General features: G+C 42.6%; 20 protein-coding genes and 1 other RNA gene. All 21 read left to right on the forward strand.

The window, feature by feature from the left end:
* Positions 1 to 305 precede the first annotated feature (305 nt).
* The 21 genes from AC1WMD_RS10250 to AC1WMD_RS10350 all read left to right on the forward strand — a co-directional run bounded on the left by AC1WMD_RS10250 (position 306) and on the right by AC1WMD_RS10350 (position 25,490).
* Complete coding sequence (locus AC1WMD_RS10250; RefSeq protein ID WP_494257099.1) at positions 306 to 608, forward strand: hypothetical protein; 303 nt, start codon at positions 306 to 308, stop codon at positions 606 to 608.
* A 508-nt stretch (positions 609 to 1,116) separates the two neighbouring features.
* Positions 1,117 to 1,845: an RHS repeat-associated core domain-containing protein gene (locus tag AC1WMD_RS10255; protein WP_494257100.1), complete on the forward strand. Its 729-nt coding sequence runs from the start codon at positions 1,117 to 1,119 to the stop codon at positions 1,843 to 1,845.
* 536 nt (positions 1,846 to 2,381) lie between these two features.
* Positions 2,382 to 2,849 (forward strand): DUF4367 domain-containing protein, encoded by a 468-nt coding sequence (locus AC1WMD_RS10260; RefSeq protein WP_043905989.1) that lies wholly within the window; start codon positions 2,382 to 2,384, stop codon positions 2,847 to 2,849.
* Between the two features lie 594 nt (positions 2,850 to 3,443).
* Positions 3,444 to 3,854: a YjdF family protein gene (locus AC1WMD_RS10265; RefSeq protein ID WP_494257101.1), complete on the forward strand. Its 411-nt coding sequence runs from the start codon at positions 3,444 to 3,446 to the stop codon at positions 3,852 to 3,854.
* A gap of 167 nt (positions 3,855 to 4,021) precedes the next feature.
* Positions 4,022 to 5,518 carry a carboxylesterase/lipase family protein gene (locus AC1WMD_RS10270; RefSeq protein WP_494257103.1) on the forward strand — a complete coding sequence of 499 codons (1,497 nt, stop codon included), beginning with the start codon at positions 4,022 to 4,024 and terminating at the stop codon, positions 5,516 to 5,518.
* A gap of 181 nt (positions 5,519 to 5,699) precedes the next feature.
* A complete protein-coding gene (gene secG, locus AC1WMD_RS10275) occupies positions 5,700 to 5,933 on the forward strand; it encodes a preprotein translocase subunit SecG (protein ID WP_043905986.1) in 234 nt (77 codons plus the stop codon).
* Positions 5,934 to 6,011: 78 nt separating this feature from the next.
* On the forward strand, positions 6,012 to 6,752 hold the full coding sequence (locus AC1WMD_RS10280) for an alpha/beta hydrolase (RefSeq protein WP_494257105.1): 741 nt from the start codon (positions 6,012 to 6,014) through the stop codon (positions 6,750 to 6,752).
* Positions 6,753 to 6,773: 21 nt separating this feature from the next.
* Positions 6,774 to 9,053, forward strand: a complete 2,280-nt coding sequence (gene rnr / locus AC1WMD_RS10285; protein ID WP_494257216.1) for a ribonuclease R — start codon at positions 6,774 to 6,776, stop codon at positions 9,051 to 9,053.
* 87 nt (positions 9,054 to 9,140) lie between these two features.
* Entirely contained in the window at positions 9,141 to 9,608 is a 468-nt protein-coding gene (gene smpB, locus AC1WMD_RS10290) for an SsrA-binding protein SmpB (protein ID WP_043905983.1), read from the forward strand.
* Positions 9,609 to 9,712: 104 nt separating this feature from the next.
* Positions 9,713 to 10,065, forward strand: a transfer-messenger RNA (tmRNA) gene (gene ssrA / locus AC1WMD_RS10295).
* A gap of 382 nt (positions 10,066 to 10,447) precedes the next feature.
* A complete protein-coding gene (locus AC1WMD_RS10300) occupies positions 10,448 to 11,011 on the forward strand; it encodes a 3D domain-containing protein (protein ID WP_494257106.1) in 564 nt (187 codons plus the stop codon).
* Between the two features lie 558 nt (positions 11,012 to 11,569).
* The gene (locus AC1WMD_RS10305) at positions 11,570 to 11,863 is read left to right on the forward strand and encodes a WXG100 family type VII secretion target (RefSeq protein ID WP_043905981.1); all 294 of its coding nucleotides are present in this window, start codon (positions 11,570 to 11,572) and stop codon (positions 11,861 to 11,863) included.
* A gap of 79 nt (positions 11,864 to 11,942) precedes the next feature.
* Positions 11,943 to 12,182 (forward strand): ESX secretion system protein YukD, encoded by a 240-nt coding sequence (gene yukD / locus AC1WMD_RS10310; protein WP_043905980.1) that lies wholly within the window; start codon positions 11,943 to 11,945, stop codon positions 12,180 to 12,182.
* Between the two features lie 33 nt (positions 12,183 to 12,215).
* Entirely contained in the window at positions 12,216 to 13,550 is a 1,335-nt protein-coding gene (gene essB, locus AC1WMD_RS10315; RefSeq protein WP_494257109.1) for a type VII secretion protein EssB, read from the forward strand.
* 41 nt (positions 13,551 to 13,591) lie between these two features.
* Positions 13,592 to 18,031 carry a type VII secretion protein EssC gene (gene essC / locus AC1WMD_RS10320; protein ID WP_494257111.1) on the forward strand — a complete coding sequence of 1,480 codons (4,440 nt, stop codon included), beginning with the start codon at positions 13,592 to 13,594 and terminating at the stop codon, positions 18,029 to 18,031.
* Positions 18,032 to 18,050: 19 nt separating this feature from the next.
* On the forward strand, positions 18,051 to 20,858 hold the full coding sequence (gene esaA, locus AC1WMD_RS10325) for a type VII secretion protein EsaA (RefSeq protein ID WP_494257112.1): 2,808 nt from the start codon (positions 18,051 to 18,053) through the stop codon (positions 20,856 to 20,858).
* Positions 20,848 to 21,339, forward strand: coding sequence for a type VII secretion protein EssA (gene essA / locus AC1WMD_RS10330; RefSeq protein ID WP_494257114.1), 492 nt, complete (start codon positions 20,848 to 20,850; stop codon positions 21,337 to 21,339). Before esaA ends, essA begins: the two co-directional genes overlap by 11 nt.
* A 163-nt stretch (positions 21,340 to 21,502) precedes the next feature.
* Positions 21,503 to 21,817: a DUF5082 domain-containing protein gene (locus AC1WMD_RS10335; RefSeq protein WP_494257115.1), complete on the forward strand. Its 315-nt coding sequence runs from the start codon at positions 21,503 to 21,505 to the stop codon at positions 21,815 to 21,817.
* Positions 21,814 to 23,016, forward strand: coding sequence for an RNase A-like domain-containing protein (locus AC1WMD_RS10340; RefSeq protein ID WP_494257116.1), 1,203 nt, complete (start codon positions 21,814 to 21,816; stop codon positions 23,014 to 23,016). Before AC1WMD_RS10335 ends, AC1WMD_RS10340 begins: the two co-directional genes overlap by 4 nt.
* Before the next feature lie 9 nt (positions 23,017 to 23,025).
* Positions 23,026 to 23,316, forward strand: coding sequence for a hypothetical protein (locus AC1WMD_RS10345; RefSeq protein WP_233504775.1), 291 nt, complete (start codon positions 23,026 to 23,028; stop codon positions 23,314 to 23,316).
* 887 nt (positions 23,317 to 24,203) lie between these two features.
* Positions 24,204 to 25,490: an EAL domain-containing protein gene (locus tag AC1WMD_RS10350; protein ID WP_494257117.1), complete on the forward strand. Its 1,287-nt coding sequence runs from the start codon at positions 24,204 to 24,206 to the stop codon at positions 25,488 to 25,490.
* Positions 25,491 to 25,497: the final 7 nt, after the last annotated feature.

Consider the following 25,497-nt stretch of genomic DNA (forward strand, 5'->3'; position numbering starts at 1 on the left):
CCGAAACCATATTTCGATGTACTCTGGATAAAATTTCTTCAGAAGACGCACCAATTTAGTCGTTTGTGTCTATGGTCCAAAGAATCGTTCGATATCCGAGTTTATAAAGCTTCGCTGCCTGTTCGTCTTTTAAAAAGCCGTATGGCGGACGGAATAAGTTTGGTTTATATCCTGAATTGAATAATACTTGTATAAAAAGATTTGTATTTTCCAATATTTTAGTAATATCTATTATTTGAAAAATAAAGTATAATTTTCTCAATTATCCGGATAATACATAACTTCAGAAGGGAAGAGCGCCGCACATGTCATCAACGTTTCGATCGATTTATCGTTATGTTGCACTGTTTTTGTCATTTTGTCTTATTTTTAGTTTAGTAGGGCCCAATTTTACAGAAGCAGCACCAGATGCGGCAAAGAGGGTTCCAAAAAAGGAAACCTTAACAGCTGATGTTGGTGAACTGCCAAATAAACTACTAAAGGAAAAACTGGAGCTAACAAGTAAACGTACTCCATTTTCTACACGGTATTTGAATCCTGATGGAAGTTTTACCGAAGAAATCTTTATGGAACAACAGTTTTATCAAGATCCATCGGATAAAAAATAGAAGAAAATAGATAATAAACTAAAAACTAGCACGAAAAAATCAGGCAAGTTTGAGAACACCGCAAATAACGTAAACACGTTTTTTGCGCAACAATCAGGAACCAGCAAACTTGTAACGGTTGAAAAAGAGGGGACAAGTGTTAGCTTTGTACCTGTAAAAGCCAATAAGGTACAAGGGGCTATCAAAGATAATGAAGTCACGTTTAAAGGAATTTTACAAGATGTAGATTTCCGTTATCGTGTACTCGGCAGTGCTGTAAAAGAAGATATTGTTCTCCATCAATACCAAAATGAAAATACATTCCGTTTTGAGCTGAACATGAAGGGTGTTACACCTCATAAAGAGAAGAACGGCACAATTGTTTTCAAAGATTCAAAGGGAAAAACAGTATGGTTCTTTGAAAAACCTTATATGACGGACGCAAACGGAAAGTATTCGGAAAAAGTTACGCGCAAACAACAACATCGTGGCGGAGTATACGTGGGACGCATATGATCACCCAATCACGATGACCAAAGGCGGAGTAACTTACTATTATCATGTCAACGGTCATGGGGATGTTACGGCATTAACGGATGCAAGCGGAAACGTTGTAGCGGAATATCAATACGATGCATGGGGGAATATTCTTTCCAAAACCGGCGCGATGGCATCAGCCAACCCATACCGTTATGCAGGTTATTATTACGATGAAGAAACTGGATTATACTATCTCATGGCACGTTATTATGATGCTAATATTGGTCGGTTTATTACAAGGGATACGTTCCATGGGTTTGAGGATGATCCGCAGAGTTTGAATCAATATGCTTATGCACATAATAACCCTGTAATGAATATAGATTCTGATGGGCATTTTGCACAGTGGGTTCTTTGGAAATTTTTCAAAGGTGGTGCTTTAAACTCATGGGATATAGTATGGAAATTTTATAAAAAATATAAGTTCAATTGGAAAGTGTGGAAAACAAAATTTCCTCTTAAGACTTGGGCGACAGCATTTGTTGTAGGTGGTGTTACAGAAGTAACGGGGATCGGCTGGTCCAAGGCATTGAAATACGCTGGTGTATCCTCAAAGGTTGCATTAGCAATTAATTGGGTAAGAACTGAGGCACAAAAATATCTCTATAATACCCTATCAAGAGGAGAACCTCTCAGTGTTTGGGATCTGATTACCTCACTAGCAAAAGCACGATTAGGAAAATTCGGTACATTTTTAGATATCATAGAGAAGATATAAAAATGATCATGGGCTAGGTTATTCCTGGCCCATACTATAAATAAGGTTACCCGTTAATAGTCTTTGGAAAATAGAAGGAAAATTGGTATAAATAATCATTAACTGTTTATAGTTTGTAATCCTTTAAAATTCAACAGATTAGATAAACCATGTTGAAATCATTTCAACATGGTTTATCTAATTTAACGAGTGTTGATTATCTATTATTTCACTGTTATAAAGGCATAATAACAACGACAATCAACCTATATAACCAATTAAAGCAGAGGATAACCTTAGCTTTTCTGTCGTGGCCCCGAACGGAAACGCCAAGCAGATAAATGAATTTGTTTGCAAAGCGTTCGTCGTTCTGGGGGAGCATGCGTATCGCATGCCCAGTCGGCAAGCAGTAGCTTTGCCGACTCCGTCAGAAAAGCCATGGATAGACCAATAATAACTGGTTTTTATTGGTTATCAACACATCTGATCTATTTAAAGACTTGTTTTTCAAAAAGGTATGAAATGACATAAATCGATATGTGGCTAGGAGGATTATTATGAAAAGATTATCTATATATCTTTTTTTAGGAGGACTTGTTCTCTATGTGTTGTTTTTTGATACTTATTTTATTAAATTTCCAGTTAACTGGGCACAGAATTTAGTCAATATGAAAGTAGAAATAAATTACATTCCTATAAAATATAAAAACAGTTATGCGAAAATACGCCATTGTGGGAGAAATTGTAATTTTATTAAAGTGTTTTATGAAGGTTCAAAAGAAAGTTTAGTTGTTACCGTAACAAATTACGTAAGTTGGGTCGATGACCCGAAGTGGAATAAAAACACAATTATACCTGGTACGAATTATTACTATCAAAATAAAGATGGAAAACAATTATTGTTTTGGAAAGAAGAAAAGGAGGAATTAGAATTAGAGCTTGAATATACAGGAAAAAAGGTATTATCTAAAGAGGAACTTGTAAAAATAGCAAAATCTGTTAAGGTCAAAAGGCGAAAGTTCTAGTAAAGGAATTTTACGTCTAAATGATTAATGAAGCCTTGGAATCCATGAAATGGATTCCGTATTTAGAATTGATGGCAAGACGACCGAAATCGTTACAAAACTTAGTGTTTTATAAAGAATTACCAGACCCATGGAAGGAGTACCTGGCTGATACGTCAGAAAGAAAGAGGGCCATCCGTTTAGGGAATGGGTGCCTGTCACTTGTCGAATACCCCTTTTTCACTGTTTGATGACTTCGATTAGGAATTATGGATTCTCCAGCAAATAATATCATCTGAATTTTAGTACACAATTTGAAACATGTTATTGTGACTTTCAATAACAAAGATAAAGTGCAGTGGATATGATTTTTCGGCGCCAGGCACTTGTCGACGATGAGGCAAGACCTAACCGGTGAGCGGTTAGGTCTTTTTTCGATAGAAAATAGCAAAGAACGGCTTCCATATGAGTGGATGCAGTACGTATAATAAACGTAGACAGCGTAAAAACACAGTCCCGGTTGGTAGTCCGGGCGCACTCGAAAACGAGTGTCAGTAACCTTCCCCTCCTTGGGATGTCCATCGCTGTTGGTAATTTCTAAAGGAGGGACCTTTCATGAAGTTGACGGTTTTTTACGATGGCCAATTTTGGGTTGGGGTGGTGGAACAAAAGGAAAATGAGACCTTAAAAGCGGTCCGCTACGTGTTTGGTTCCGAACCGAAACCGGAAGAAGTGTTGGCGTTTGTCAATGGACCGATGCTCTCGTTATTAAACAAATGCCATACAGCCGCTGCTATCCCTGCGCAACTGCAACGGCGTAAAAACCCGAAACGGATACAGCGAGAAGCGGCAAAAGAAATGAAAGAACGTCCGTTTTCCACCTACGCGCAAACCGCCCTTAAGCTAGAATTGGAACATCGTAAAAAAGAAAGAAAGGTATTGCGAAAGGAACAACGTCAAGCTCTTATGGAGCGAAAAAGAGAGCTTAAGCGCCTTAAAGCAAAAGCGAAACACCGCGGAAAATAATCAAATCAAACAGACATCTGTTTGCCAAGATGGCAAACCAAGCACCTAACCGAGTGATCGGTAGGTGCTTTTTTATATGAAGAAAGCAGAAAATTTGACGACCATGTCTTGCTTCGCTTATATTTTTTAAGAACATTCTAATAATTAAGAAAAGAGGTGGATCGTTGATGAACACCATAGTCGAAACGCGCTATGGGAAATTGCAAGGGAGCAAAAATGGAAGCGTTTACTGTTGGAAGGGAGTTCCGTACGCAAAAGCGCCGGTAGGAGAAATTCGTTTTCAGCCGCCGCAGCCGCCTGAACCTTGGACGGGAGTGCGCGATGCTACAACGTTTGGTGCTGTTGCGATGCAGCCAGCTGGTTTGCTGTTTGGTGGGGTATTGGGACGCACCACGGAACCTAGAAGCGAAGATTGTTTGTTCCTTAACATTTGGTCTCCGGGAGCCGACGGCAAGAAACGTCCTGTAATGGTTTGGATTCACGGTGGGGCTTTTTTGTTTGGTTCAGGATCGACTCCTTGGTATGACGGGACGGCTTTTGCCGCTAATGGCGATGTCGTTGTCGTGACGATCAATTACCGGCTGAACGTATTTGGCTTTCTCCATTTAGCGGATTTATTTGGTGAAGATTACGCTGCTTCAGGAAATTGCGGCATTCTTGATCAAATAGCGGCATTGCGATGGGTGCAGGAAAATATTGAGGCGTTTGGTGGCGATCCGAAACAAGTTACGATTTTTGGCGAATCAGCAGGAGCAGCGAGCGTCGGAACGTTGTTAGCCATGCCTGAGGCAAAAGGATTATTTCAAAAAGCGATTTTACAAAGTGGTTCGGGCGCGCTTTTGTTGAAGTCTGCTGCTAAAGCGACCGCGATGGCAGAAAAGATACTGCACCAAGCTGGCATCCGTCCGGGAGATCGTGACCGATTGCTAACGATTCCGGCAGAAGAGCTGCTTCAAGCGGCGCTGTCGCTTGGCTCGCAAATGTCTTACGGACCGGTAATAGACGGAAAAGCATTGCCGAATCATCCGATCGAAGCGTTAAAAGAAGGAGCGGCACGCGATATTTCGATGATTATCGGCGTTACGAAAGATGAATATAACTTGTTTACGCTGACAGACCCTTCATGGGCCGCGCTTAGCGAACAAGAGCTTCTAGAGCGCATCCATAAAGAAGTCGGTCCCGTTCCGCACGAGGTCGTCGATTATTATCTGCATCAAGGAGATGAAGCGGAGCCGATATGGCAAAAACTGCTGCGCATCATGACTTACCGCGTATTTACAAATGGCATGTTACGCACTGCTGATTATCAAGTGGAACAAGGGGCAAGCGTCTGGATGTATCGCTTTGATTATGAGACGCCGATTATGGGCGGCAAATTGAAGGCATGCCATGCGCTTGAACTGCCATTTGTGTTCGGTAACCTTCATCAGCCGGGAATCACGAATTTTACAGGAGATTTACCGGAACGAGAACAAATCAGCAAACAAATGCATGATGCATGGATTTCATTTGCACGCAATGGAAATCCTAATCATAATCAGTTGCCGGAAGAATGGCCGGCTTATGACTTTAACAAGAGAGCAGCGATGATTTTTGGCGCGTCAAGCCGCGTGGAAGCCGATCCGTTCGGCAAAGAAAGAGAAGTTTGGAAGAAAGAAAAATAACATAGTTTCAATAAACGAAAGCCGTCCTTCGTTCATAAAAAGATAAAGGATGGCTATAATTTTTGGTTTTACAAAAAATTTGTTATAATGAATCATGCGTGCGCCTTGTCCCTATTGTGCAAGTTCTTCGTTTATGTTAAACTGGAAACATTGTAGGGCGTGTTTTAAAGGAGGAGTAGGCATGCATGCGTTGCTTGTCACTTTGTTAGTCATTGTTTCGATTGCGCTTATCGTGATCGTTTTGTTGCAATCGGGAAGAAGCGCGGGGCTTTCCGGCGCGATTACTGGTGGTGCGGAACAGCTGTTCGGAAAACAAAAAGCGCGCGGGCTGGATGCGGTGCTTCAGCGCATTACCGTAGTATTGGCAGTATTGTTTTTTGTCTTGACGATTGCCGTAACGTATGTGCAACTTTAATGGGAAAACAATGGGGCGGTCCATCAATAATTCGGGCTGCCTTTTCTATTGGTTATAAAACGAAAGGAGTTATGCATCATGAAGATTGTTCCACCAAAGCCATTTTTCTTTGAAGCAGGGGAGCGTGCCGTGTTATTGTTGCACGGTTTTACCGGAAATTCAGCGGATGTCAGAATGTTAGGCCGTTTTCTTGAATCGAAAGGATATACATGCCACGCGCCGATTTATAAAGGACACGGCGTTCCGCCGGAAGAACTCGTACATACAGGGCCGGACGATTGGTGGCAAGATGTGATGAATGCCTATGAATTTTTAAAAAATAAAGGGTATGAAAAAATTGCAGTCGCAGGATTATCGCTTGGCGGCGTATTTTCCCTGAAATTAGGTTACACTGTACCTGTAGTGGGAATTATTTCGATGTGCGCGCCGATGTATATTAAAAGCGAGGAAACGATGTATCAAGGCGTGTTGGAGTATGCGCGTGAATATAAAAAGCGGGAAGGAAAAACAGCGGAGCAAATTGAAAAAGAAATGGAAGAGTTTAAAAAGACGCCAATGCGTACACTAAAAGCATTACAGGAACTGATTGCCGACGTCCGCGATCATATCGATTTAATTTATGCGCCGACATTTGTCGTGCAAGCGCGGCATGATAGCATGATTAACCCTGATAGTGCAAATATTATTTATAACGGCATTGAATCACCAGTGAAACAAATCAAATGGTATGAAGAGTCGGGTCATGTCATTACACTAGACAAAGAAAAAGAACAGCTGCATGAGGATATTTATGAGTTTTTGGAATCGTTAGATTGGTAACCCCTGAAAGGAGGGAGAATGATGGATTCATCATTAGCGGAACGAATTTTAACGTTTATGAGAGATGAGGCATACAAACCGTTAACCGTCCAGGAGCTGGAAACTGCTTTTGCCATTACCGATGCCGCACAATTTAAAGAGTTTGTCAAAACGTTGGTGGCGATGGAAGAACAAGGACTCGTTGTACGCACGAGAAGCAACCGTTACGGCGTGCCGGAAAAAATGAACTTAGTGCGCGGAAAAGTGTCTGGACACGCGAAAGGGTTCGCTTTCGTCGTGCCGGAAGATCCGACGCTCGATGACATCTTCATCCCGCCTTCGGAAATGAAAAATGCGATGCATGGTGATACCGTATTAGTACGCGTGCATTCCGATTCGTCAGGCGCGCGTAAGGAAGGAACAATCGTGCGCATTTTAGAGCGCGGCGTCACGGAAGTGGTCGGAACCTACACGGAAAGCAAGTATTTTGGGTTTGTCATTCCGGATGATAAAAAAATTGTCAATGATATTTTCATCCCGAAACATGCGGCCAACGGCGCCGTGGAAGGACATAAAGTGGTCGTGCGGCTCACCTCATACCCGCAGGGACGAATGAGCGCCGAAGGGGAAGTCATTAAAATTCTCGGCCATAAAAATGATCCGGGTGTCGATATTTTGTCGATTATTCATAAGCATGGTCTTCCTTTGCAATTTCCGGAAGAGGTCATCGAACACGCCAACCGCATTTCCGATACGATTACGGAAAAAGATCTGCAAGGCCGCCGCGATTTGCGCGATCAGATGATTGTCACGATTGACGGTGAAGACGCGAAAGATTTAGACGACGCTGTAACAGTCACGAAGCTTGAGAACGGAAATTACAAGCTTGGCGTCCACATTGCCGATGTCAGCTACTATGTGGAAGAAGGATCGCCGATTGACCGGGAAGCGTACGAACGCGGGACAAGCGTCTATTTGGTGGACCGCGTCATTCCGATGATTCCACACCGTTTATCGAACGGTATTTGTTCCTTAAATCCGAAAGTGGACCGCTTAACGCTTTCGTGTGAGATGGAAATTAACGAGCGCGGCGAAGTCGTCAGCCACGAAATTTTCCAAAGTGTGATTCGCACGACCGAGCGGATGACGTATTCGGATGTAAACAAAATTCTCGTCGATAAAGACGAAGCACTGCGTAAAAAATATGAGCCGCTTGTGCCAATGTTTGAACTGATGGCGGAACTGGCGGAAATTTTGCGCAATAAACGGATGAAGCGCGGTGCGATTGATTTCGATTTTAAAGAAGCAAAAGTGCTGGTCGATGAAAACGGAAAGCCATATGATGTCGTGCTTCGGGAACGATCGGTGGCGGAGCGGCTTATTGAAGAATTTATGCTTGTGGCGAACGAAACGGTCGCCGAACATTTCCATTGGCTGAACGTTCCGTTTATTTATCGCGTGCACGAAGATCCAAAACCGGAAAAGCTGCAGCGTTTTCTCGAATTTATTACGAATTTTGGCTACGTCGTAAAAGGAACAGGAAACCAAATTCATCCGCGCGCGCTCCAAGAAATTTTAGAGGCGGTGCGCGGCGAACCGGAAGAAATGGTCATCTCGACGGTCATGCTTCGTTCGATGAAACAGGCGCGCTATGATGCGGAAAGTCTCGGCCACTACGGATTATCAACCGATTTTTATACGCACTTTACTTCCCCAATCCGCCGTTATCCGGACTTAATTGTGCATCGCCTTATCCGCACGTACTTGATCAACGGGCAAATGGATGAACAGACGCAACAAAAATGGGCGGAAAAGCTTCCGGATATCGCCGAGCATGCTTCCAATATGGAACGGCGTGCGGTGGAAGCCGAGCGGGAAACAGACGATTTGAAGAAGACGGAGTTTATGGAAGATAAGATTGGTATGGAGTTTGATGGAATTATTAGCTCCGTTACGAACTTCGGCCTCTTTGTCGAACTGCCGAACACGATCGAGGGGCTCGTTCACGTCAGCTACTTAACGGATGACTATTACCGTTATGATGAGCGTCATTATGCCATGATTGGCGAACGAACGGGAAAAGTATACCGTATCGGCGACGAGATTACCGTCCGCGTCATTAACGTGAACAAAGATGAGCGGATCGTCGATTTTGAAATTGTCGGCATGAAAGGCCGCCGCCCTGCAAAGTCCAAAAGCGCTCCTGTCGTGATTGAAGGAAAAAAACAGAAAAAAGCGAATAAACAAAATGGAAAAGCGAAGAAGTTTTACGAAGACGTTCCGCAGCTAAAAGCGAAAAAGAAGAAAAAGAAAAAGCGATAAGGAAAAGTCTCGATAGAAGAGACTTTTCCTTTCCTTAGTTTTTTGCTAAAATTACAGTTGTCGCTATAAGAGGAGGAAGAGCGCAGTATGCCAAAAGGTGAAGGGAAACTGATTGCTCAAAACAAAAAAGCGCATCACGATTATTTTATCGAAGAAACGTATGAAGCAGGGATCGTCCTGCAAGGAACGGAAATTAAATCGATTCGCGCTGGAAAAGTGAATTTAAAAGACTCGTTTGCGAAAGTCGAAAAAGGGGAAGTATTTCTTCATAATATGCATATTAGCCCGTATGAACAAGGAAACCGTTATAACCATGACCCATTGCGGACAAGAAAGCTGCTTCTTCATCGCCGTGAAATTAATAAGCTGATTGGTTACACAAAGGAACAAGGCTATACGCTCGTTCCGTTAAAGATATATATTAAAAACGGTTTTGCTAAAGTGTTGTTAGGTGTTGGCAAAGGAAAGAAAAAATATGATAAACGCGAAGATATGAAACGAAAAGAAGCGCAACGGGAAATCGAACGCGCGTTTCGCGAACGGCAAAAAATATAATTCCAAAACTTCACAATTGAAAATGACGCGCATTATGTTATAATGAATAATACAAAAGCCAGTTATCCAAAGCTTAAGCTTACTCGTTATCGTTTCTCCATCACGGGGACGATACGGATTCGACAGGGATAGATCGAGCTTAAGCTGCGAGCCGAGGGGACCGTCCTCGTAAAAAACGTCACCTAAAGATAACTGGCAAAGAAAACTACGCTTTAGCTGCCTAATAACCGCAGCTAGCTCCTCCCGCCATCGCCCACGTGGCGGTTCAGGGGCTCATAACGAGTGGGCTACGCCCGAGTCCGCCGCCTGAGGACGAGGGAAGAGAACAATCAGGCTAGCTGCTCGGAGGCCTGTCGGTAGGCGGAAGATGCAGCGAAACCCAATATACCGACTACGCTCGTAGATGCTTAAGTGGCGATATCTCTGGACGTGGGTTCGACTCCCACCGTCTCCATATACATAAAAAATAAATCAACGGATTTGCCGATAATGGCAAGTCCGTTTTTTCATTGGTTCTTTGTCAATAGTTGGGGTGCACTTGATATGAAGTGCACCTTTTTTATTGAAAGTTTGATCAATGAACATATTTGAATAAACTTTGGTTTTCCATACCGATCACACACTTTTTTTAGTGTAGCAGTATCAGTATGTCGAAATTTGATAGATTTCTTGTACCAGAAACTAGAAACCAGGAAGGCTTGTAAAAGAACAACAAGAAAAAACAAGAAGATACAATTATGTCTTCATTTTGTAATATAATTGCTAATTCTATGAAACATAATTGTTATATTTTATTGATATTCTATTGTTATGGATTTAAGCAAGGGGGGAGTAGTATCTTGAAAAAATTACTATTATATATTACTTTATCAATCTTTATAGCATTCGGATTTTCAGGAGCTGCATCGGCAGCCGGTACATATCAGGTAAAAAGTGGTGACACTCTTTGGGGCATCGCTAAAAAATACAAAGTGACTGTCAGCCAGCTAAAGAGCTGGAATAACCTTAAAAGCGATATAATCAAACCAAAGCAGGTGTTAAAGATTTCAGGAACGGTAACCAAAGCGGCTGCTCAAACTACAGTAAAAAAGGCAGCAGCCAAAACAGCAGCGTACAAAACAATCACCGTGAAAGCATATGCTTATACAGTAGACTGCAAAGGCTGCAGCGGAATAACGGCTACAGGCTTAAATTTAAAGAAAAACCCTTCGATTAAAGCAATTGCCGTTGATCCAAAGGTAATTCCGTTAGGTTCAAAGGTTTATGTGGAAGGTTACGGCTATGCGGTTGCAGCTGATAAAGGAGGCGGAATCAGAGGCAACGAAATTGACGTATTCATGCCTACAAAAGCAAAAGCTATCCAATGGGGTGTCAAAACAGTAAAAGTGAAAGTATATAAATAATCAAGGAGCCGGCATGATGCCGGCTTTTTTCATAATATAACATCTCTCCTTCCAAGAAAAAAACCTTTATCATTATTTATATAATACTTGATACCTATATGAACCTCTCCCACCTACACTCTGTTAAGAGGTGGGAGACTTCTCGGTGGACATGTTAAAAATATAAACACCAACGATTCCGGTTTTGACGGTACGATTATTCATTTTCCTTTTTTGGCTATGCAAAATTTTCCGATTTGAAAATGGAAATCTAGGACGAAATGCACAAAGCCGCGCGATATTACAGCGATTTGATGGACGATATGAATCGGCAGCCGATTACTACGATTATGATGTGATGATCTTGTCAAAGATAAATAGATAATCACAATTCTTTTTACCTATTATTCTTTGTTCTTTATTAATGTCATTAAGAAAAAAGATGTAGATAGATAAATTTGTTTATTTAAAAAATGGTATAATATCCTTATTTTTATATAAATTCCTATATTTTGTTGACCGGTAATTCTCCCCTTCGTTAAAATATAAGGGAAAATATGGGTATAGGGGGAGAAACCTATGTCAGGCGTTATTCGTTTAACACCGGAAGAGTTGCGTGGAGTCGCAAGACAATATAATACAGAAAGCTCTAATGTCACGGAATTGATTTCGCGATTGGATCAAATGAGCAATATGCTGCAAGGAATTTGGGAAGGTGCTTCCAGTGAAGCATTTATCCAGCAGTACCACGAGTTGCGCCCAGCGTTTGAAAAAATGGCTGTACTATTAAACGAAATTGCGCAACAATTGCACAATTCCGCTACGATTTTGGAAGAAACAGATCAGCAAATCGCCAGCCAAATCCGTGGATAAAGAGTGACACGTTTGAAAAAAGCGCTACAAATCTTAAGAAAGATTATGGCGCTTTTTTCTATATTGGAGGATTATCATCATGTACATTCAAGTTACTATCGATCTTCGGCATTATACAGAGGATGTATTTGATCTTCGTCTGTCCAATTTTTATTCAATTAAAAAGCTCATCGATATTGTTTGGCAGTTAAAAAACATATCGATGCCGCCAAGAGAAGGCTACTGGGTGCGGGTAGACAATAAACAAATGGTCTACCCGGGCTATTTTACATTAAAGGACAGCGGAATTACGGATGGAGACCGCATTGTGATATTGTAGCTATCGAGAAAGAGAAAAGGAGCTCTATTTTATATGGAAGAGAAAAAGACTTATTTGGAAACACAAATCGATGCCGTAATGACAAAAGATAAACATTATACGATTGTTTTCCAGCGTGCGAAATTAAAAATGCAGCATCCGCTAGAATTACAGATCATAAAGGAAATCGATCCTTATTTATTGCGGGATATTGACGTGTCTGAGGATGAAGTGAAAATCACCATCACTCCACCCGCGTCGTTTTTTCCTTTTTCAGCTGTACGGAAAAAATCGCTTCTTTCCCGGCTAAGAGCGGCATATCAACTCGTCACAAAAGTGAAAAATCACTCTCTTCGTCGGTTTATCCTTATTGTATGCCCGGAAAACCTCGTGTTTGATCATGGGTTGGAGCCTTTTTTCCTTCATGTTGGAATAAAGGAAAGCCTGCCGCCGTATGAGCCGGATGAAACGCGTCTCCTTCAAGAAGTAAAAGCGACGGTGCTAGCGCTGACAGACGGGCAACACCATTTTGAAGAATATATGAAATTTCATGAAACATTAAAATGTTCCGATATCGCTAAGGAAATGTTGCAAGCAGAACATCTAGAAGCGCTTTTATCCATTTTAGAACGATGGATGGATGAGGAAGAAGCGAAAGAGCGAGCGTCTGTACATATTCCGAAACGAAAATGGAACGTGCAGCGATATATCTTCTTTTCGACAGTTGGTTTGTTAATTCCTGCTGTGATGTATACGTTTTATTCGTTCTTTTTTTTGCAGCCAAAACAAGAAGCATATGTCCAAAGCGCGGAGTTGTTTTTACAGAATAAATATAGCGACGTGATTACGACATTGGAAAATTACCCTCCAGAAAAAATGCCGTATGTAGTGCAATATGAACTGGCTTCTTCCTACGTAATGACGGAGTCGCTTACTGAAGAGCAGCGGAAAGTGGTATTAAATAATATTACGTTGAAAACAGACCCGCAGTATTTGCTGTATTGGATTTATATCGGCCGGGGAAGAAGCGAGGATGCGCTTGAATTGGCGAGAGCGATGGAAGATAGGGAGCTGATTGTGTACGGTTTGTTAAAATATCGTGAAGAAATAAAGGCAGATAAAGAGCTGTCCGGAGAGGAAAAACAGCAAAAATTAGAAGAAATTGATAGAGAGATAGAAGAATATGAGAAAGAACGAGAGGAGCAGGAAAAGCAATTGAAAGAAGAACAGCAAGAGGAGACAAACCAGCAGCAAACTCCGGCACAACAACCGGCAACAACTCCTCCGGCTTCGACGACGCCAAAACAACAGTCCAACGCACCGGCGTCCAATCATACGCCGCCTGCATCTAATAGTACGCAGCCAAACAATGTGGAAACGAAAAAATAATGGAAGAAAGCGCAGCAACGAGCATCATAGGAGAGGATTATATGAGTCAATTATGGATTTTTTATGAGGATACTTGCCAGCTATTCCCGCTGACAGGACAAGAGGATTGTATTTCTATTGGAAATAAACTGGAGCATCATGTCACCATCCCGTCTTTTTTATTTCATAACGGATATGTAGAAATAAGAAAACAAACAGATGCTTCCGCCATGACGGTGCTGCAAGGAGATAAGCCGATCGGGGAACTGAAGCCGCATGATCCCTTTACGGTGGATGACGATGGACAAGCGATTACGGTCGTGTGGATTAACAAAGAAATAAAACAACGCATTTATTATGTTGGCAATAAAACCGAACTGATGGTAGCGCCTGATCCACAAGCAGACATTCAAGCCAAAACGGCGAGGGTATCGTTTGTCAAGCAGCAGGGAGAATGGTTCGTTACTCCAAACCATGAATCGCCTCTGTTTCTCAATGGAGCAAAAATATCCAATATGGCTCCTTTACAAAACGGGGATAGGATCCTATGTCCGTATGTACAATTTGTTTTTTTAGAGGATGATTTATTAGCAGTCACGAGCGGCCAAGAGATAACATCTTCGCTGACGGAAACAGTACCGCCGATTTCGGAAATGAAAAAAAAATATCCTGTTTATCACCGGACACCGCGCATGATTTATGAACTGCCAAGCGAAAAGGTTACGGTTTCGTTTCCAAGCCAAGAAGGAGACGGGGATCAGCGTGGTTTATGGCTAATGATTTTACCGCCGTTGATGATGCTTCTTGTTATGGGAGTGATTGCTTTAATTCAACCGCGGGGCATCTTTATTCTCATTTCGATCGTGATGTTTGCGACAACGTTAGTGACATCGACCGTGCAATATTTTCGGGAAAGAAAGAATCGCAAAGCACGGAAAGAGAAGCGACGGCGCATTTATACGAATTACTTGAAACAAAAGCGGGAAGAGCTTCACGCGCTATCCGAGAAACAAAGAAACGTGCTATATTATCACTTCCCGTCATTTGAAAAGATGAAATCGCTCGTGTTGCAAATTAGCGACCGTATTTGGGAACGAACGATGGAAAGCGACGATTTCCTTCATCTTCGCATCGGAAAAGCGGATGTTCCGTCTACCTATGAAGTGTCGGTGAGTATGGGTGATTTGGCCAATCGGGAAATCGATGATTTATTAGAGCAAGCTCAACAGATGGCGCAAGTTTACCAAACCGTAAAAAATGTGCCACTTACGATTGATTTGTCAAGCGGGGCAATGGGAATGATCGGGAAAGCGGCGATCGTTAATCATGAAATCCAGCAGCTTGTAGGGCAAATCGCCTTTTTTCACAGTTACCATGATGTGCGGTTTGTTGCCATCTTTGATGAAAAGGATTATAAGGATTGGGAATGGATGAAGTGGCTCCCGCATTTTCAACTGCCCAATTCTTTCGCGAAAGGATTTATTTATAACGAACAGACACGGGACCAATTGTTGTCGTCGATTTACGAGATGTTGCGGGAGCGCGATCTGGACGAAGAAAAAGAGAAGAAACGGTTTTCCCCGCATTTTGTGTTTATCGTTGCCAACCGCTCTTTAATTGCCGAACATGTCATTTTGGAATATTTGGAAGAAAAAAACGAAGAAGTCGGTATTTCCGTGATTTTTGCTTCGGATACGAAGGAAAGCTTAACGGAAAACATTCATACGCTTGTGCGATACATTAATGAGCGGGAAGGGGAAATTTTGATCCAGCATCGGAAAGCGGCGCATATTCCGTTTACGCTCGATGAACATGCTCGGGAAGGAAACGAGCGGTTCGCCCGCTTATTGCGATCTTTAGATCATCAAAAAGGAATGCACAACTCCATTCCAGAAAAAGTAACATTTTTCGAATTACTTCAAGTGAAAAAAGCGGAAGAGATAAACGTTAAGGAAAATTGGATGACTCATCAACCTTCGCGCTCGTTGGCCGTTCCGATTGGACTAAAAGGCAAAAAAGACGTCGTAGAGCTGAACTTGCATGAAAAAGCGCACGGTCCGCACGGGCTTGTCGCCGGAACGACAGGATCGGGGAAAAGTGAACTACTGCAAACGTATATTTTGTCATTGGCCGTGCATTTTCATCCTCATGAAGTCGCGTTTTTGCTCATTGACTATAAAGGAGGCGGCATGGCACAGCCGTTTAAAAACATTCCACATTTATTAGGCACCATTACTAATATTCATGGCAGCAAAAACTTCAGCGCGCGCGCGTTGGCTTCCATTAATAGTGAGTTGAAAAGGCGGCAGCGCTTGTTTGATCGATATGAAGTAAATCACATCAATGACTATATGGAGCTATATAAACAAGGAAAAGCAAAAGAGCCTCTTCCGCACCTTTTTCTAATCGCCGATGAATTCGCTGAATTAAAAAGTGAAGAACCGGACTTTATTCGCGAATTGGTCAGTGCGGCGCGGATTGGCCGCAGTTTGGGAGTCCATCTTATTTTAGCAACCCAAAAGCCAAGAGGAGTCATTGACGAGCAAATTTGGAGCAATGCCCGCTTTCGCATCAGCTTGAAAGTGCAAGATGCCAGCGATAGTAAGGAAATATTGAAAAACGGAGATGCGGCTACAATTACCGTAACAGGCCGCGCTTATCTTCAAGTCGGAAATAATGAAGTATACGAATTGTTTCAATCGGCATGGAGCGGTGCGCCGTATATGGAAGAAGGCTTTGAATCAGAAGATGATATTTATATTGTCACGGATTTAGGGCTTATCCCGGTTTCAAATATTGACGCGAAAATGAAGAAAAACAAGAAAAAGCAAAAAACAGAAATTGAAATGGTTGTTCAAGAAATTGTCAAGGTGCAGCAGCAACTTGGGATCGAAAAGCTGCCGAGCCCATGGCTGCCGCCGCTATCTTCGCGCTTGCATCGCCCTGCCTTGCTAGAACGAGAGACCGTTCATTTTCCGATTGGTCTAAAAGATGAACCGGAACTGCAGCGGCAATCGGACTACTTATATCAATGGCTTGAAGACGGGAATATCGGCATTTTTGGTTCTGCGGGATATGGGAAATCGACAACGGCGATGACATTGTTAATGAGCTTTGCTTCCGTCTATAGTCCGGAACAGCTTCATTATTACATTTTCGACTTCGGAAACAGCGCGTTGCTGCCGTTGCGGCAATTGCCGCATACCGCCGATTATTTCCGATTTGATGATGGAAAGAAAATAGAAAAATTCATCAAGTTCATGAAAGAGGAAATGGAGCGGCGGAAACAACGGTTTATGGAAAAAGAAGTAAGTACGATTAAGTTGTATAACACGCTTTCTGAAGAAAAGCTTCCGATTATTTTTATCACGATTGACAATTTTGACCTTGTCAAAGAGGAAATGCCTGATTTTGAAACACAGCTCATTCAATATGCCCGAGACGGGCAATCGCTTGGAATATTTTTGCTGCTGACGGCAACAAGAATTAGTGGAGTTCGTCCATCGCTCATGAACAATTTGAAAACAAAAATCGTTCATTATTTCCTTGACAGTTCGGAACGGTTTTCCGTCATTGGGCGAACTCCGTATGATGTCGAGCCCATTCCAGGAAGAGCGCTGGTAAAAAAAGAACAAGCGGTCTTAACGCAAATTTATCTTCCAGCTGATGGCGATCATGACATCGCGGTGCACGAAAACGTGAAGCAAGAGATAACGAGATTAAAAGAGCGATATAAGGGAATGAAGACGCCAGAGCCGATTCCGATGCTTCCATCGCGACTGTCATTTTCTATATTTTCGAAAACATATGTGGTTCAGCCGCAGCCTGGCTTGATTCCGATTGGACTTGATGAAGAGACGGTTCGTCCGGTTTCCCTTCATATACAAACAAATCCGCATTGTCTTGTAGTAGGGCAGTCGCGAAAAGGGAAGACGAATGCGATCAAGGTGATATTGGAATCATTGCTCGCCCAGCCGACAGCAGGCATCGGGCTGTTTGACGGAGTTGACCGCGGCCTTGCTTTATACGCTAATAAAGAAAACGTCGCCTATATAGAAACAAAAGAGCAAATGCACCATTGGCTTGATGAGGTCAACGGAATATTGCAAAAGAGAGAGGAAGAGTACTTAGCGGCAATTGGGAAAGCGGATGTTCACGTACAAGCCTTTTCACCAGTTGTTTTTGTCGCGGATAGCCTTTCTCGGCTTCAGCAGTCAGTCGATAGTAAAATTCACGAGCGAATCGCAATGATGATGAAGCGGTACAGCCATCTTGGATTTAGTGTTATCGTCGCAGGAAACGCAAATGAGTTTACGAAGGGTTTTGATGCGCTGACAACTGAACTGAAACAAATTCGTCAAGCGATTCTCGTCATGAAAAAGTCGGAACAAAGCTTGTTTGCATTGCCATTTACGCGACACGAACCAGAAGTGGACCCAGGGTTTGGCTATTTTGTCTTAAATGGAAAAGAACAGAAAATACAAATTCCAAAAGTAGAATAAAGGAAATCAGGTGAATCATATGACGGAAAAAGGGAAAATCGTCAAGTTGATCGCGAAGATCGTGTTTATTGCTGCTCTTCCTGTACTATTCTTTACGTTCATTGGCCATAACCCAATGAAGGTAACAGAGAGGACAACGAACCAAATCGCGGTAGTCAACGAAGATTTAGGAGCTGATTATGATAAGAAAACATACGAATTCGGCAAAGAAATTATACCAGCCCTTGATGATGCTTCTAATTATCAGTGGTCTGTCGTCAATCGCAGTCAGGCGGAAAAAGGGCTGGCGGACGGTCAATATGACGCTGTCGTGTATCTGCCATCCGATTTTTCCAGAAACATTTTAACGTTTAATGAAAAACAGCCGCTAAAAGCAACCGTTCAATATAAAATCCAGCCGAATCTCGAGGCGAAAAACCGGGAGCGGGTACAGAGAGAGTTAGAGGCAGCCAAAAATACGATCAATCAAAAGATGTCTACGCTGTATTGGAGCTATGTCGGCCAAGCGATAGAAGATATTCGCAAAAAATTTAGTGCTATTTTGGAAAAAGAAATTGCTTTTCAAAAGACGATGTACGATTTTTACACCCCTAGCTCTACCAAATTAACAAAAGAGATCGAGAGTCAAAAGAAGATGCTTGAACAGCTGCTTTCGTCTTCGAAAAACGCCGAAAGCTCCTCCAACGATACGTTACAAGGTTTGGAGCAGGCGGAAGCGGAAATTGCTTCGTTTATCGAGGATATTCAGGCGTATAAAGAGTATCAACAACGGCAGTATGACATCATTCAAGAAGGAATTCATCAGTATGAAACAATGGTGAGCGGGGGAATACGTTCCGTCGTAGAACGGCCATGGAATGTGAAACCGGAGTTTGAATTAAATGGCCAAACATTGCTCGAATCGGTGTCTACACTGCGCAATACAGTGATGAACAGCCATATGGCATTGACGAATCTCCAAGATCAGCTGCAAAATTCAAGCGTTAATGAACAATTTGAACAACTGCTGGCGTTGCAAAAAGACCTCATCCGTCAATATCAACAACAAACAGATACAAAGACATTGGACGAAGTGCAGCAAAAACTCATCCCGCTACGGCAGCGGCTGCAATCGACCACAACTCCGTCAGCACCGAATGAACAGCCGGTGCCGGGAGAGCTGCCACAGCCAGCAGGGAACGGGGAGTGGCTGAATAGGCTCGAGCAGCAGCTGGCGTCTTTAAAGACCGAGTTGCAAACGGTAAAGACGCAAGAGACGCAGGAAGGGCAAGATACATCAGGAAGCTGGGGAAGTATTGACAATGTGATGAATCAGCTGGAAGTAGAAATGCAAAAGGCAAAGGAAGCATGGCAAAAGCAGTTAGCCCTCGAGCAGCAATGGCAGGAAAAATACGCGCAATTGGCAAAGCAGCTGGCCGAACAGGCAAATGACGACAATGGGCAATCGGAAGAAACGGTGGTTCAGCAAATTGTTGCAAAAGAACAAGCTATTCTTCAGTCTCCATCGTTATCCGGGGAGCGAAAGCAACAATTATCAGCCTACTTTCAACCGGCTATTCAAAGCAGAAACATGAACGATCTTCTCGCTTATTTTGCTTGGCTATCGATTTTTGAGGATGCGTTAAAGCGAACAGGGAATTTTGACGAAGCATTGGTGGATCAGCTGATTTTAAATTGGAAGGAAAAAGATAATATTTACCAAATTTTATCGAATATTCATAGCGAAATTCCATATTTTCATCAGTTACAGCACCACTTAGCCACTTCTTTGCAAGATGCAGAAGCGGTCGAAAATAACGTTCATTCTTTTGTTGAAGCAACACTTGGATATATACGAAAATATGATGAAAATGTGGAACAGGTGCAAGCAGAGCTGCTGGGACAATTACAATCGCTAAACGACGCCGCGAATGAAGTGACAGCACAGCTTCAGCAAGCCATGAATGAAGCAGGAACAATACAATCGACGTTAGGAGCCAACGATGGCGAATTTGTGATTACCATGCAGCAAAATACGATGCAAGACGTTGCACAAATTTCTGATTTGGTCACCTCCATTGCCGAAGGGCAAGACCAAATCATCGGTTATACCAATGAGCTGCATGAAAAAGTGGCATCGGTCCAAGAGCGGGCGGATGAGTTAAACAACAAATGGGCAGCGAATGTCAACACGACAAAACAAATTAAAAATGATGTATATGATCTGTTAGATAATACGATGGTAGACAAACAAACAAATGGATATGTGTATGATTACTTAACCAATCCGGTGCAAGTAAGCGGAGATATTCCGGAAGAGAAAACAACGCACACGCCGCCTGTCGTGATGTTTATCATTATTTTGCTCTGCGGCATGCTTATTGGATTCTTCCTGCATTATTATTCTTCCGTTCCGCTTATGATGCAGGCTGCATTGCTGGTCATGATGAACTTGCTTGTCGGTTTCATCATCAGCACATATGGATTACGAATTTATCCGATGCAAGATGTGCAGGCCCTTAAGTGGAGCATCTTTACCATCATCTTATTATTTTTCTGTTCCGCTATTGTTCGCTTGGCCTTTTTCATCGGACCGTTTACCGGATGGGTGCTCGGAGTCGGCTTGATCCTATTTTTCATTACTCCATTACTCGACTTAGTATTGCCAAACTTTAGCTTTGACCATCCGATATCAGAAACGTACATGTCGATTCAATATGGAGACCAGCAAGCATTTTATCCAGCTGTCATTACGCTAGGAGTTGTCACGCTGTTCATGTCCGCTGTTCCGTTTTTGAAGCAGCGTCTGGCCGCTTTGCAGAAAGAGGGGGAAACATATGAAGGGTAAAGGACGTCTTGTGATGTTCTTTTTCCCCTTCCTCTGCTCTGTATTTGCTGCGATGGGAGGGACGGTTTACGCGGAAACGGACGAGTGGCCGGAAATTGAACCAAATCAGTATCAACGGCAGGACATCGAATTACGCACTGATTACATTCATGAAAAGTCGCTGCTCGATGAGAAGAGAGATTTGCCAGAGGTACAAACAGCGCTGACATTTCAAAGACCGACATCTTCTTTCTTTGAGCAAACAAAAGCACGGTTATTTTTATCGGGAGAAAAAGAAACAAATACTATTGCCGCCAAGGCGGAAAAACTGCGATTGTTTTCTGATCCTCCAACACAATCGGTTCCGTCTCATCAACCATTGGATGAGGCGGAACGACCATCATCATCGTTTCTGCCATGGCTGTTTGGTTTTTTTATTTTAGGATTTCTTATCGTCATCTTCACGGTAATCGTTCCACGCATGAAAAAGTTTGTTCCGTAAACAGGCTGTTTTTGGAGGAGCTTTGACATGCTTCACATGGCTGAATCATAGATGAGGAAAAAAGTCCTGATTGCCATCTGGCGAAACAGGAATATATCATGATTTATCCTTATTTTACTTATGTTACCATTTAGATGGTGTGCAAATGGGGGGAGGAATCAAGGTGTCGTCTTTATTGGAATCGATCGAAAAAGAAATGAAACGAAGGGCCTACGAGACGATGATCAGTTGCCTGCAGTCCTATCAGGGGCAGGTCAAAGAAGCGATGGAGGAATTTCATCAAGGTACTCGTGCATTTTATCGCGGAAATGAGGAGTATGTTCCGTATTGGCAGGGAGAATCGAGAGAAGCGTATGAATTGGTATACGGGGACTTGCGGCAAATCGAGGCACATATTTATGCGACTGCAGATGAACTTCTTCATGAAATAAGCAGGGAAATCGCCGAAATTCGTCGAAAGATAGAGGAGTTGCAATGACGACGATACGAATCAAGCCAGAAGAGCTGGAAGCCGTAGCCGAGCATGTCCCCGATGCCGAAGACGGCTGCTCCCGTGCGCGGACCTCACTTTCGTGGGAATTTCCCTCTTTAGTGATAGAGATTACCGGCATCGGTTCTGATGCCATCTATGAGCTCAAAGACGAGCTGATTCATTGGCTCCACCGCTATGAAGAAAAGCTGAATGAAGCGGAAGAACTGCTGTATCGGACGGCCGCGGCAATAAGACAGGCAGACCAAACGCTTGCCGACAACATGAAAGAATTTGGTTTAGAGCTTCTTGGCTGGTATGACTTGCAGCGATTGTTTGGAGAATACGACCCGATCACCGGAGAACGGATTTCAGCAGGAGACCGCCTGCTTGCGGGAGGAATGTTATTGTTGTCCGTCATTCCTCCAGCCAAAGGAGCAGGCGTCGCCGGTAAAGCCGCGATCAAAGGAGCGAAAGCGGCGGAAACAGCAGCGGATGTTTCCAAATTAGTCTCGCAAACGAAACATGTTCTCCGCTATGATAAAATCATGCCTGTCCTTCAAGCGGTATACCACCAAGTCGTAAAGGCGCCAATTACCCAAACGATCCGCTCGTTCAAACAGCAATGGGAGAACCTTCTCGAAAATGTCGGCTCTGTCCTGAGGGGGCCACAGCCGGCCTTGGCAGGAGTCGGCGGCCCGGCACCCCGCATGTGGATGAGCGGGGCCGAGAGGGGAACAAAAGAAACGACGATGAATATCGTCGGCAGAACGGGAGCTAGTAAGGGTATAGGCAAAGCAGATCCAGATTTAATACGGAAGATCGATGTTGATTTTCTTGATAGGATGGAAGCTGCTGGCGGACATACTTTAGATAGACATGTGTCAAAAACAAATGAAGAACTCATTAAAAGAGCCATTCAAGAAGATGTAGAAGCAGCTACTACGTTTACCAATAAGCAGATAGCCATTAAAGCTATTCAGGAAAACTTGCGCAAGAATGCCGATGATATTGCGAAATGGCTAAATGAATCTGATACGGGAAGAAAAATATTCGATGTATCACACAATCATCCAATAGGAAAAGGGGTTCTTAGAGATAAAAAACATGTCGTTTATAACCTAACCAATTCTAGAGTAGTATTGATTAGGGATTCAACACAGGAGCTAGGATTCAGAATATTAACTGCATTTCCTATTGTTAAATAAAAATAAAGGGTGATATCATTGAACGAGGACCTGAAGTACGATACTTTTAAATATTTTCTTGAATGTTATTTTAACCCCAGTGCTAACTATGAAGAATTAGAAACACTAGTCAAAGAATTTCGTTTAACTGAAGAGAGTAAATATCGACAAAAACTTCAGCAAGAGTTAGAACAAATTCTTCAACTTGATCATTGGGATGATATTCAAGAGTTTGTTAGAAAACATGCTATGAGGAAAATGAACAGTGATAGACTTACTTGGTTCATACGTACTATTTTGCATAACTTAAATCAAAGTTAAAGTGTTGTAACGAATTTTAGAGAGTAAGGTACGTTTTATTGTGATAGAGTGCCATAAATTTAAGAACTCAACTTTTTAAATTGGTGTTATGTCACGGAAACGGATACGTTAAACAGAGAGAAAGGCTCTTGTTTATGCAGCTATTTTTCTCTCGTAAGCGTAATATGCAGTAAACACAATCGGTTCCGTCTCGTCAACAATGGGATGAGACGGAATCAATATCATCATCGCTATTTGAAAAAAGTGTAATTGGTTGAGCATATTTACTTAATAACTCAATTCATGGGACCGATTGAATAGGCGAACAGTGACAGGCACTGTTCGCTCTTGCCAAAAACGGGGAAGATCGTGTTACTTGGCAAACCCCAGACGGTCTTCGCTTCGCTACCGTCGCTATGAAATCCAATGGTTACTATGTAGTGGGGGCACGTTCACTGCTGAGACAGAAAATATCATCCATCAAATTACACAAATTGTATTGTATGCTTGGTTAGCGTGCCTCATTTGTTCAGCTGTTGCTATGCTTGTCATTAATGTTTTTATCAAGGCTCTTTTAAAAAAGAAATATGTTGAAAACCTTTGAAATAAGCAGAAGAGTTGCGCAGACGATTGGGCCGATTTCATAAGCCCATGCATGTTCGCTGTTCCAATTGAAAATCATGATCGTATCCACCCCTTGGTAGCTGGTTTTGGCCACTGTATATGATTTCCAAGGTGGTGGATTTTTTATGTGCATTTATGCATTCGTTATACGTTTTGCAACACGTTCTTTAACACAAAAATCGACAAATATTTACAAAATATTTAAGATTCACCGGTATGGACTATGATATAATGTTAAACACCACACGTAGGTTGTTGTTTTTTTATCGAAAGGAGCCTAAAGGATGGCGGATCAGCTCGCTTCCATCATGCTGCTTGCTGACAGTTTGAATAGTGAAAATCTTACAGAGAAAATTGCTAAACATTTAAACAAGTATCCTATAGGACTCATTTACTTAGATATAAAACGTTTTGGGGAGATGGAGCAAAAACACGGGAAAACAGTTTGCCAAAAGCTGCTCCAGGTATGGAAACAATTGATCTTCGAAGCAGAAATGTCTGGTTCATTCGGATTGTTGACTCACCGAATGTTTGGGGACGATGTATTGTTGTTTGTCCGCACGGAGCAGGGAAATGCGAATTGGGTGAAAACGGTTTTGCTTCGCCTAGCGCATGAGATCCGTACCATCTTTGGAAAGCAATTGAACGAATCGATGGCGCTGTCTGGTGATTCGATTGAACTTTATACTGGAACGGCGGTGTTGGATCCCAGTACAGGACGAACAACCGAAAACTTGCTGTATGATGCGATCAAAGAAGCGATTCACGAAGCGAAAAACAAAACGGACGCCGAATTCAGACGCTTGCAGGCGGAATTTCGAGATATACTTGCTTGGCACAAGATTACGGCTCATTATCAACCGATTGTCTCGCTTTCTACCGGAAACATCTATGGATATGAAGCGTTAGCGCGCGGTCCGCAGTCAAGTTATTTTGCGACTCCGAATCGCCTGTGGGAATTTGCAGAAAAAGAAAACCAGCTGTATGCTTTGGAGAAAGTGGCTCGGCAACGGGCAATTGAAGGGTTTTTACAAAATGATTTGAACTGGAAATTATTTATTAATCTCAACGCCAATGTGATTCACGACCCGCAGTTTACCCCAGGACAGACCTTGGCGTTCCTCAAAAAGATGAATTTGACACCACAAAACGTTGTGTTTGAGATTACAGAACGCCAGTCCATCGATGATTACGCGTCTTTCACGAAAGCGCTAGACCACTACCGAAAACAAGGATACCGAATCGCGATTGACGATGCGGGAGCGGGCTATTCTTCTTTGCAAGCAATTGCCGAATTGCGCCCTGATTATATTAAAATTGACCGTTCAATTATTCATCGTATCGACCGCGACAAGATTAAGGAAATGTTGTTGGAGACACTGGTAATGTTTGCGAAGAAAATCAATTGCCAAATTATTGCGGAGGGAATCGAGACTTTCGAGGAGCTGGAAATAGTGGGAAGGCTCGGCGTTCATTTCGGTCAAGGGTATTTGCTGGGCAGACCACACCCGAAACTACAGCCAGTTTCGGATGCGGTGGTAGAATGGATTCAAAGACATACTTCAAACTAACGGTTTC

It is taken from the genome of Parageobacillus sp. NEAU-HV-2 (assembly GCF_059115485.1).